11 protein-coding genes are annotated in these 11707 nt (G+C 33.2%); 2 read left to right on the forward strand and 9 right to left on the reverse strand.

Features of this window, described 5'->3' with window-relative positions; genetic code table 11:
* Nucleotides 1-213: 213 nt before the first annotated feature.
* From Q4Q35_RS18560 to Q4Q35_RS18590, 7 genes are all read right to left on the reverse strand, one after another.
* A complete protein-coding gene (locus Q4Q35_RS18560) occupies nt 214-1764 on the reverse strand; it encodes an acyl-CoA carboxylase subunit beta (protein ID WP_303279523.1) in 1551 nt (516 codons plus the stop codon).
* 108 nt (nt 1765-1872) lie between these two features.
* The gene (accC, locus tag Q4Q35_RS18565) at nt 1873-3309 is read right to left on the reverse strand and encodes an acetyl-CoA carboxylase biotin carboxylase subunit (protein ID WP_303279524.1); all 1437 of its coding nucleotides are present in this window, start codon (nt 3307-3309) and stop codon (nt 1873-1875) included.
* Between the two features lie 101 nt (nt 3310-3410).
* A complete protein-coding gene (locus Q4Q35_RS18570; RefSeq protein ID WP_367892757.1) occupies nt 3411-3902 on the reverse strand; it encodes an acyl-CoA carboxylase biotin carboxyl carrier protein subunit in 492 nt (163 codons plus the stop codon).
* Between the two features lie 147 nt (nt 3903-4049).
* On the reverse strand, nt 4050-4724 hold the full coding sequence (locus tag Q4Q35_RS18575) for a PrsW family intramembrane metalloprotease (protein WP_303279525.1): 675 nt from the start codon (nt 4722-4724) through the stop codon (nt 4050-4052).
* A gap of 27 nt (nt 4725-4751) precedes the next feature.
* Nucleotides 4752-5306, reverse strand: a complete 555-nt coding sequence (locus tag Q4Q35_RS18580; protein WP_303279526.1) for an NUDIX hydrolase — start codon at nt 5304-5306, stop codon at nt 4752-4754.
* Nucleotides 5307-5317: 11 nt separating this feature from the next.
* A complete protein-coding gene (locus tag Q4Q35_RS18585; RefSeq protein WP_303279527.1) occupies nt 5318-6475 on the reverse strand; it encodes an aminotransferase class V-fold PLP-dependent enzyme in 1158 nt (385 codons plus the stop codon).
* A gap of 171 nt (nt 6476-6646) precedes the next feature.
* Entirely contained in the window at nt 6647-7735 is a 1089-nt protein-coding gene (locus tag Q4Q35_RS18590) for a M42 family metallopeptidase (RefSeq protein ID WP_303279528.1), read from the reverse strand.
* A gap of 106 nt (nt 7736-7841) precedes the next feature.
* Between Q4Q35_RS18590 and Q4Q35_RS18595 the strand changes: the two genes are divergently transcribed.
* Nucleotides 7842-8522 carry a DUF4294 domain-containing protein gene (locus tag Q4Q35_RS18595; protein ID WP_303279529.1) on the forward strand — a complete coding sequence of 227 codons (681 nt, stop codon included), beginning with the start codon at nt 7842-7844 and terminating at the stop codon, nt 8520-8522.
* Complete coding sequence (gene trhA, locus Q4Q35_RS18600) at nt 8523-9149, forward strand: PAQR family membrane homeostasis protein TrhA (RefSeq protein WP_303279530.1); 627 nt, start codon at nt 8523-8525, stop codon at nt 9147-9149.
* A gap of 386 nt (nt 9150-9535) precedes the next feature.
* Here the strand turns inward: trhA and Q4Q35_RS18605 are convergent, their stop codons facing one another.
* Nucleotides 9536-10291: a T9SS type A sorting domain-containing protein gene (locus Q4Q35_RS18605; RefSeq protein ID WP_303279531.1), complete on the reverse strand. Its 756-nt coding sequence runs from the start codon at nt 10289-10291 to the stop codon at nt 9536-9538.
* Nucleotides 10288-11703, reverse strand: a complete 1416-nt coding sequence (locus Q4Q35_RS18610; protein WP_303279532.1) for a DUF1501 domain-containing protein — start codon at nt 11701-11703, stop codon at nt 10288-10290. The genes Q4Q35_RS18605 and Q4Q35_RS18610 overlap by 4 nt, the downstream gene beginning before the upstream one ends.
* Nucleotides 11704-11707: the final 4 nt, after the last annotated feature.

The raw sequence follows: 11707 nt of genomic DNA on the forward strand, positions 1-11707 counted from the left end.
AAAATCTTTGTAATTTCATAGTCAAGGAAAAAAGAAAACCCCGTTTTTGGCTCGTCATAGCTGATTTCGGGGTTTTTGGTTTCCTTAATTTACAACAAAACCCTCATATTTACAAGGGTTTTCTTATTTATGAATGTGCCTTAGAATATTGTCATTTCTGTGGACTGCCTATTGGAAAACAGGTATTGTTAGTTGATTTTAAGAAATTTTTATTTATAAAGGTATATTTCCGTGTTTTCTTTTAGGCGTATCAACCTGCTTGTTTTCTAACATAGAAAATGCTTTAATAAGTTTTCTTCGTGTGTTTTTAGGTAAAATAACTTCATCAATAAATCCACGTCTTGCAGCTCTATACGGATTAGCAAATTTATCTGCATATTCGGCCTCTTTTTCTGCTAATTTTTCAGCAGGATTATCTGCTGCTGCAATATCTCTTTTAAAAATAATTTCACTGGCACCTTTTGCTCCCATAACGGCAATTTCTGCCCCTGGCCATGCATAATTTAAATCGGCTCCAATGTGTTTAGAATTCATAACGTCATAAGCACCCCCATAAGCTTTTCTTGTAATAACAGTTACGCGAGGTACAGTAGCTTCACTTAAAGCGTATAGTAGCTTTGCACCATGAACAATAATGCCATTCCACTCTTGATCGGTTCCCGGTAAAAAGCCGGGCACATCAACCAATACCAATAGAGGAATATTAAAACAATCACAGAATCGTGTAAAACGAGCCGCCTTTTTTGAACTTTTTACTCCTAACACACCAGCCAAAAACATAGGTTGGTTGGCAATAATACCAATGCTTCGTCCGCCAAGTCTTGCGAAACCAACAATAATATTTTCTGCATAATCTTTGTGAATTTCATAAAAAGAGTCTTCATCAATAATACCTGCTATTACAGCATGCATATCGTATGGTTTATTAGGATTGTCTGGTACAATATCTGATAAAATATCCCTTACTTCATCTTTCAACTCAAAATCTAGTTTTTGAGTCGTTTCTGTATTATTTTGAGGCAAGTAACTTAAGAGTGTTTTGATGTCTTCTAAGCATGAAATATCATTTGTCGACGTTTTATGTGCAACACCAGATTTTGAGGCATGTGTATAGGCACCACCCAATTCTTCGCTAGTTACTTCTTCGTTGGTAACTGTTTTAACAACATTAGGACCTGTTACAAACATATAGCTGGTGTTTTCTACCATTAGGGTAAAATCGGTCATAGCAGGCGAATAGACAGCTCCACCAGCACAGGGGCCCATTATGGCAGAGATTTGTGGTATAACTCCAGAAGATTGCACGTTTCTGTAAAATATATCTGCGTAACCACCAAGTGACCGGACTCCTTCTTGAATGCGTGCTCCACCTGAATCGTTTAATCCAATAATTGGTGCTCCAACTTTAACAGCTAAGTCCATGGTTTTGCATATTTTTTCGGCATGGGTTTCTGATAAAGCACCGCCAAAAACTGTGAAATCCTGAGCATATACGTAAACCAATCTACCATTTACAGTTCCGTAACCAGTAATTACACCATCACCATAATAGATTTCGTTTTCCATACCAAAATCTGTGGTTCTATGAGTTACTAAAACCCCAATCTCTTCAAAAGAACCTTCATCCATTAAATAGTTGACACGTTCTCTTGCTGTGAGTTTCTTTTTTGCATGTTGTTTATCAATGCGTTTTTGTCCACCGCCTAAATGGGCTAAAGCAATACGTTTGTTTAGTTTGTTTATTTTGTCTTCTTTTGAGTCCATGTCTTTCTTCTAGCTAAGTCGCAAAAATGCGAAGTTTTATTAATTCTGAATTTTTAACCTGCTTTTCAATTAAACTAACTGCAAACTGCTACTGAATACTGCAAACTTTTAGGGTATTCTTAATAATTTTTGATCTTCAATATATTGTTTAACTGCAATTAAAGCAGCAATTTTTGCTTCTTTTTCTGTTTGTTTCTTAAGAGCTTCTGGGGAATAATAATTTTTAACAAAATGCGTGTCAAAATTTCCAGAACGAAAAGCTTCATGCTCACAAACATATTTCCCGAAAGGCAAAGTTGTTTGTACGCCTTCTACATGATAGTTTTCAATGGCTTTTATCATAAGTTGAATGGCTTCCTCTCTCGTTTTTCCATAGGTAATCAATTTAGAAAGCATAGGGTCGTAATAAATAGGAATGTCCATACCTTGTTCAAAACCATTATCAACACGAATGCCATCACCTGTTGGAAGTGTATAAACATCTAAATGTCCGACACTTGGTAAAAAATCGTTTAAAGGATCTTCGGCATACACACGTAATTCAAGTGCATGTCCATTAATTTTTAAATCTTCTTGTTTTATATTGAGGGCTTCACCGCGGGCTATAAGTATTTGAAGTTCTACCAAATCGACACCAGAAATTAATTCAGAAACGGGGTGTTCTACTTGTAATCTGGTATTCATTTCCAAGAAATAGAAGTTATGATCTGCATCTAATAAAAACTCAACAGTTCCTGCACCTAAATAATCACAGGATTTGGCAACTTTAATAGCAGCTTCCCCCATTTTTTTTCTCAATGCTGGGGTTAAAACGGATGATGGTGCTTCTTCAACTACTTTTTGATGACGACGTTGTATACTACATTCTCGTTCGAAAAAATGTAATATATTACCATGACTATCTGCCATTATTTGAATTTCTATATGGCGTGGCGAGGTCACATATTTTTCAATAAAAACTGAGCCATCGCCAAAAGCAGAAGTTGCTTCGCTAATAGCCCGATTCATTTGAGATTCCAAATCGGTTTCTTTTTCTACAATTCGCATACCTTTTCCACCACCACCTGCCGAAGCTTTAATAAGTATTGGAAATCCTATTTTTTTTGCAATGATTTTAGCTTTGGTAACATCGGTAATTGCCTCATCAATTCCGGGAACCATAGTAATTTTATAGTGTTTAACAGCTTCTTTTGCAGCTAATTTACTTCCCATGATTTTAATGGCTTTAGACCGCGGACCAATGAAAATGATGTTATTTTTTTCGCATAACTCTGCAAAATCGGCATTTTCACTTAAAAAACCATACCCAGGATGTACACCGTCTACATTGAGTTTTTTAGCGACCTCAATAATTTTATCACTTTTAAGATAAGATTGGTTAGATGGTGGTTCGCCAATGCATACGGCTTCATCTGCAAATTTTACATGGGGTGCATTTCTATCGGCGGTAGAATATACGGCAACTGTTTTTATACCCATCTTTTGGGCCGTTTTCATAACTCTTATGGCAATTTCACCTCTATTTGCTATTAGTATTTTTTTCATAATAAATAAAATAGGCTATGAATACTCATATGTTTAATGTACTTATATGTATAAAAACTATGTTTTATAATTTTTAATATGCAGTTATTAATAAATGCGTATTATGCTTCAAATTCGATTAGTAGCTGTTTTTTTTCAACGGCATCTCCTTTGTTTACAGAAATGGATTTGATAATTCCGTCTCTTGGAGATGTAATGATATTTTCCATTTTCATGGCTTCCAGAATTAAAAGCGGGTCGCCTTCTTTCACATCTTGATTGGTCTTTACATTAATTTCCAAAATAAGGCCGGGCATTGGTGCTTCTACAGATTCTATATGTTTAGCAGATCCAATGGCAAATCCCATGTCTTTTATTAAAGTGTCTAAATCGTTTAGAATATTTATATGATAAGTGTTATTATTAACCTTTATGTCGTACGATTTTTTATTAAAATCTGCTCTTGTAATTTCAGCTTTATACGATTTGTTTTGCTCAATAATATGATATTCCGATTCTGAAATTTTCAAAGCGTCAAGATTTGAAATATCACCATTTTTAATTTCAAAATTAAAAGTATTATTAACAGATGCTTTAAAAGTTTTGCTCATCATTATCTTGAATAAATTAGCAGTAAATATAAGAATTTTTGCACATCATTTTCTTTTTGTGTAAAGATAATAACTGATGTTGAGACAGTTAAAAATATTAAAAAGGGATTACATAATATATGATATTAATCATCATTTCTAAATAAGGAATTAAACATTAAAATTTGAATTTTTTTGATGGTGTTTGATGGCTTTTTGAGAAAAAAAGATTCCAATAAAAAGTGATATAAAAGCCCCTATCCATATACCTGGCACAAAATCAATAAACAAGAAAAAATCGTAAGCTCCATGAAACATGGTAGCAGCTAATAGACCAATAAGGTTTAAACTAATTTTGTTATTAGAAAACTTGGCTTTACCCATAAAATAACCCATTAAAACACCAAATGTGGCATGTGCAGGAACTGCTGTAAAAGCCCTTATTAAAGCTGTTTGATATCCTCCATGTAATACATAAAGAATATTTTCGGTGGCAGCAAAACCCATAGATACCATTACGGCATAAATAATGCCATCAAAAGGTTCATCAAATTCTTTATGCCTTTGTGCATAATAGCGAACAATGACATATTTACTAAACTCTTCAATTAAACCAACAACAAAAAATGCTTTAATGAATTGTTGAAAGATACTTGTTTCGTTAGGAAGTGGTATGATAAAATCGGATGCATAATATAAAATGGATGTAATTGCAATGCTTATAAAAGCACCTAGAAGGACGTTGTAAAAAAGTAACCGTTTGGGTTCTTTTTCATATTTGTCTTTAAAATAGATATATATAATAATTATAAATATTGGGGCAATAGCAAGTAGTAATAAGTTCATTTTTAAATGATGTTTAAAATAAAAAGTTTAGTTTACAATTTCTTGTATCTTTTGTAAAACCAATTCGTAGTATGACTTGTTGGAAGGTATAAAGTGATTTCCATTGTTTCCAATGTTTTTAATGAGTTCTTTAAAATTAGCAAAAGAAACTAATTTAAGTGCTTCAACTTCTTCCTCTTGTGGGGTTAGTTGCGATATGGTAACTTTTAACTCACAAATAAATGTGTTATGGAATTCGTTATCAATAATATCATGGGAATAAGTTTGAAAACATTCAAAAACACCTATTTTTTTTAAATCATTTTCAGAAATTGATAAGCCAATTTCTTCTTTGGTTTCTCTTACAGCTGCTTGTTTTATAGTTTCACCTGTATCTACATGACCGGCTACTGATATATCCCACATTAACGGACAAATTGTTTTTTTTGCGGCGCGTTGCGAGAGTAGAATCTCACCATTTTTAGTATAAAACCAGATATGTGCCGTGTTATGATAGAGGCCTTTTTGGTGTATAATAGTTTTTAATTCGGATTTACCTGTGGGTTTACCTTCTTTTGTAACGATATCTATATATTCATCCATTGTTAGAAACTTTATAAGTGTTTAGACAGACATGCCATAAGAGGCTCGAAATCTTTAGATGTATTGAACAGATGACAAGAAATTCTAATAAAATTTCCTCTAAAAGATACGTAAATATTTTTGCTCAATAAATCTTTTTGTAATGCTTGAAGGTCTAATTCGTTTGGTAATTCAATTCCGAATAAGTGATGTGTTCTAGAATTAGCGTCTTCAATATAACATCCCAGTTTTTCTAGCTTTTTAACGGCTTCAAAAGAAATAGATTCACAGTAGTCTTGTATGGCTTTTGGTGTCCATTCTAAAACTTGTTTTAAAGCTGCAATTTGCATTTTTACATAAATAAAATTCCCGCTTTCTCCTACTGAATATCGATTTGCCAAGGGTTTGTATTGCGACTCATAATTAGTTAAACCTGCAAAATCTTCACTATGCAATCTATTCATCCAACTTTCTTCTATAGGTGAGCCGTTATCGAAATAAGAACCATAATATGCATAAGCACAGCCATAAGGTCCGAAAAGCCATTTATAGCCAGCGCAAATAAGTGCGTCTGGTTGAAGTTCTTTGACAGAAAAAGGTAATGCTCCGATTGATTGAGAGCCATCTACAATTAAAAGTGCATTTTGTGATTTTGTTTTTTCTCTAATAGACTTTAAATCAAATAAAGCACCATTAGACCAATGTATATTACCCATCGCTACTACGGCAGTTTTACTGTTTATGGCATTTAAAATAGCTTCATTCCATAATACAGCTCGATTGGTTTTTGACTTTGGAGTGTGAACCGTTTTTAACGTAGCATCATATTTTTTTGCTAATTTTTGCCATGAATATACGTTGCTTGGAAATTGCTCATCTATAATTAGAATTTCGTCTCCTGGTTTTAGTTTAATATTATTGGCAACTGTTGCTATACCGTAAGAGGCAGAAGGAATTGTAGTTATACGGTTGTAATCTTCTGCTTCTATAAGTTGAGCAAATAATTTTTTAAGCTCAGAAACAGGTTCAAAATAGTCAGAAATTTTAATTGTATAAGGAAGGTTTTTCTGTTTTAATCCTTCTAAACCAGCTTGATAAATGGCTTTAAAAGAAGGCGATTGACTTGCTATGTTTAAATAAGTGATTTCCGGAGGGATATCAAATAAATGTTTTTGGTTTTGTAATGGCATAAGAGGCTTAATTATTTAATGGTTAAAGTTACTAAAGTTTATTGAAAATTGGTAGAAAGAAATACACATAATAAAACGATTGTTTATCCATCTTTAAAGTACAAAATGGTCTTAAAATAAAAAAGTTATCCGAAAGGATAACTTTAATGTATTTATTAGGTGAAATATTGTTTATTCAAAATAACTAAACGTTTCACCGTCTTTTATATTAAGCAATGTTTCATAAATTAACCTAATCACATTTTCTACATCGTCTTTATGTACCATTTCTACAGTGGTATGCATATAACGAAGCGGTAACGAAATTAAAGCTGAAGCGACGCCACCATTGCTATAAGCAAAAGCATCTGTATCTGTTCCCGTTGCGCGAGATAAGGCAGAACGCTGAAAAGGTATTTTTTTATCCTCGGCAGTCTCAGTAATTAAATCACGTAATTTTTGTTGTACTGCTGGTGCGTAGGCTACTACTGGACCTTTACCAATCTCAAGATGTCCTTCTTTTTTCTTTTCTATCATGGGTGTAGTCGTGTCGTGGGTGACATCTGTAACAATTGCAACATCTGGTTTTATAGTATGTGTAATCATTTCTGCACCACGTAACCCGATTTCTTCTTGTACCGCATTTGTAATATAAAGACCAAAAGGAAGCTCTTGTTTATTTTCTTTTAATAAACGAGCTACTTCGGCAATCATAAAACCACCCATTCTATTATCTAAAGCACGACACACGAATTTATCGCCATTTAAAATATGAAATTCATCAGGGTAGGTGATAACACATCCTACGTGAACTCCCATTTTCTCAACTTCTTCTTTATCTTTTGCTCCAATATCAATGGTTATGTTATCTGGCTTTGGAGCTTCTTCTTTAACTCTGTTACGCGTGTGTATCGCTGGCCATCCAAAAACACCTTTTACGATACCTTTTTTGGTGTGGATATTAACTATTTTACTTGGTGCAATTTGATGATCACTACCACCATTTCTAATCACATAAATTAATCCGTTATCTGAAATATAATTTACATACCATGAAATTTCGTCTGCATGTCCTTCAATAACAACTTTGTATTTTGCTTTGGGATTTATAACGCCTACTGCTGTACCGTAAGTGTCTGTTATAAATTCATCTACATACGGCTTTAGGTAATCCATCCATAATTTTTGCCCGGTCCATTCGTAACCTGTAGGTGAGGCATTATTTAAATATTTTTCTAAAAAGTCCATCGACTTTTTGTTGAAAATGCGTTTTTTAGTCATTTATAAAATAATTTTGCACTAAAATAATAATATAAATAGAAAAAAAATGTTTTAGAAAGTGTAAATTAGTAAATTTGGAATATTAAAGTTGCTATTGTTTTTATCGATGAACTCTTTTAAATACATATTCTTACTGTTTCCTTTTTTGCTTTTTGCGCAGGAAAATGATATTACACAGGATTCAGTTGCTGTAAAATATCTCATTATTAAAGGTGATTCTGTTCCAAGAACATCTATAGATTTAAGAGAGGTTAAACTTTTACATAAGCTTAGATTTGGTAATAAAAAAGAGCGTATTAGATATATAGTCCTTAGAAGAAAGACATTAAAGGTATATCCGTATGCAAAAATGGCTGCTGAGCGGTTAGATTCAATGAGTCGACATTTATCAACACTTAAAAGAACTCGTGAAAAAAAACGTTATACAAAACGTATTCAAAAATATATTGAGGGTGAATTTTCTGAAGAGCTAAAAAAAATGACTCGTACAGAGGGGCAAATATTAGTTAAGTTGATTCACAGGCAAACAGGTACTACAGCATTTGATTTGGTAAAAGAGCTACGTAGTGGTTGGCGGGCATTTTGGTATAATACGACTGCGAGCATGTTCGATATTTCATTAAAACGGGAATTTGACCCTATAAATGAGGAGGAAGATTATTTAATTGAAGATATTTTACTTCGAAGCTTTCAAAGTGGTCTTTTAGAACGTCAAAAATCTGCTATCGAATTTGACTTTTTCGATTTATCTAATAAATGGCTAGCTACGAAGACTAAGTCGCCTTAAATGCGCATTCAAAGTCCTTTTGAAGAAAAACTAAATGCTGGGATACATGCTATAGGAGTATTATTTGGTGTTTTAGCATTAATACTTCTTATTACTTTTAACAACCAAAAAAACAATTGGAGTCTCTTTAGTATTATTGTTTATGGTATTTCTATTATTGTATTATTTACGGCTTCTACATCGTATCATATTGTTAAAGGGGCAAAGTGGAAGCACTATTTTAGGATTGTAGATCACATTAGTATATATCTGCTTATAGCGGGAACTTATACGCCTGTTTTGTTAATTGCGTTATATGAGAGTTTAGGATGGCCGCTCTTCTACGTTGTTTGGGGTATTGCTGTGTTTGGAGTTATTTTAAAACTATTTTTTACAGGACGTTTTGAGGTTTTTTCTGTACTTCTTTATTTGGTTATGGGATGGCTAATTGTATTCGATTTTTCAAATTTATCTGTTACTATTGGCAGTAAAGGCTTATTATTCTTATTTGGAGGAGGGGTGGCCTATACAGTAGGAATCGTATTTTATGCTATTGAAAAAATACCATTTAATCATGTTATTTGGCACTTATTTGTTTTAGCGGGTGCTATTTTTCATTTTTTTATGATCTTCTTTTATGTGATTTAGCACCCCTAAGTACGTAAAAAAAAACAGGTTTAGTGATATATAGTATAGACCTGCCAGGTTTTAAAAACATTACAGTTCGGAAGACTTTTTTATAGCCATCATTATAATATATTTTAACCCTCCTAATTTCGATAAATCGAAATTGTCCTCCCTTCTAGAAAGGGAGGAACAAGTCCAATTCATATTTTTGGGTATAAACTTCAACATATAACACTAATTTTTGTTTTTTCAGCTCTCCTCTTAAATTTAAGAGGAGAATGAATTTCAATTTTTCATTAAAAAATTGGAAGAAAGAGGTGTTTTAATATTATTGTTTAATATCATTTTGTCTTCCGAACACTTATGTTTTTAAAACCAGGCAGGTCTGTATAAGTTACTAAACCTATTTATTGTCTTTTTATAATTTTAAAAGAGCGTTTTTTATTATTTTGTTCAATATTTATAATATAAATTCCAGCTGTAAGTGTGCTACTATTTAGAGGTAACTCGTAAGTTTCTGTGTCTTCGATAAAATCTACAGTATTAGAGGTTATAGCTCTTCCTAATATATCGTATATCGTATAGTTTATGGGACTATTTTCGTCAAGAGATACAATTCTAAGATTAATATTGTTTACAAAAGGGTTTGGATAAACTAAAGCATTAAATCCGTCTTCTTCTTTAACGATAATAAAAGGGTCTGTAATATTGATTTTCATTTCACTTAACCCATAGCAATCACCACCAAAATTAGATGTAGGAGTGATTAATACGTACCTGGCCGTTGTAGCGTCAAAATCGGGGCCTTCATCACCTTCATATGTGGATAATCCAGATGCTTGATTCATTTCAAAGCTTCCTAAATTTGTCCACGTTATGCCATCTAATGAATAATCTAAATTGAAATCATTTATTCCATAATTAAGATTTTTTGGCTCGTTAATATTCCAGAATTTGGTTTCCTTTAATTCATATTCGTATCCAAGATCATACATGATCCAATGTGTTTCGCCGTATGCGGAATTAGGGTTTTGTGATACATCACAAGATACCCAGTTATCGAACCAACTTGTGCTATGCCTGTCTGGATAGCATTGTGCGTTTATTACTGGTGTAATAACTAAAAAAATAAGTAGTATATATATGTGTTGTTTTTTCATCATATCATATTCATAAAGCCTATTGGCGGTGTACTTGAATTTGTATCGTAAAAATTAGATAAATTTGGGAAAATGGTTGTAAGGTCTGAAGCGGGAACTCCAAACCATAATGCTAATTCTGCCATATATAGATCTGCGGGAGTGGTTGGTATCATAACACCATTTCTAAGATCGACATCGCTATCTAATGCTAAAACAGGATAATCACCATATATTTCTTTACCTTGAACTGCACCGCCCATCATAAAGGCATTACCTCCCCATGCGTGGTCTGTACCATTACCGTTTGATGTAAGTGTTCTTGCAAAATCGGATACACTAAATAGTGTCACACAATCATTTGTGTTTAATTCATTCATAACGCCATTAAAATATTTTAAAGCGTCGTTTACTTCTGCTAATTTGTCTGCTTGGTTTATTAGAAGTTCATCATGATGATCCCAACCTCCAATTTGAACAAAAAATGTTTGTCTGGAAAAACCTAGGGTATCTCTACTTGCTATAGTTTTAGCAACCATTCTTAATTGTTCGGCCAAATTATTATCCTCGGGTAGTATAGTGCTAAATTCCGGGATGCCATCGACAGCAGTTTGAAATTCTAAACTTGAATCGTTAGAAGATTTTATAGTGTTTTTATAGGCATTTTTAAATATATCTTGATAATCTCGTTCTAGCATGGAATTTAAAGCTTCTGTTCTTAATTGATTTAAAGAACCCTGTCCGTCGTAGCCATTAATGCCTATACTACCGCTATTTTTTATAGCATAAGGTATTATTTGATTCCCTCGCTGAAATGTATTGCCCCCTTTTAATGATACATTCATAGAGATGTTTTGATTGGAGTTCATTGATTGAACTAAATCTGCTATTCGACCACCCCATCCTATATTAGTCCTTTCATGGGGTCTGCCTGTTTGCCATTGTTGAACTTGATCTGAATGTGAAAATAAGCCCAAAGGAGTTTTAACAATGTCATTTTTTATATCTGTTTTTGTTGAAGGCTCTATAAGCGTTCCTACGTTAGAAAGAAATGCCAGATTATTGTTTTCGAATAATTGTTGCATATCCGGCATTGAGGGATGTAACCCAAAAGTTCTGCCATCACTGGTATTTGGATTAATTGGTAGGATCTGATTTTGTGGTATGGACAGATTCGATCGTGTTGTAGCATATTCGTTATACTCGTTATTTCCCCTTGGCATGAGCATATTAAAAGAATCGTTACCACCACCCAGCATTACACAAACTAAAGCTTTATAGTCGCCGCACAGTGAAAAAACAGACGAATTATTCATAGCTGTTGCCGCCATGGCTTTTAAGTTAATTAGTGATGAGAATATCGTTGTATAACCAAGTGCAGCGCATGATTGCTCTAAAAATTTTCGTCTTGATATATTATTTTTATGTTTTGTCATTTGT

It is taken from the genome of Flavivirga aquimarina, from assembly GCF_030540835.1.
GTDB lineage: Bacteria > Bacteroidota > Bacteroidia > Flavobacteriales > Flavobacteriaceae > Flavivirga > Flavivirga aquimarina.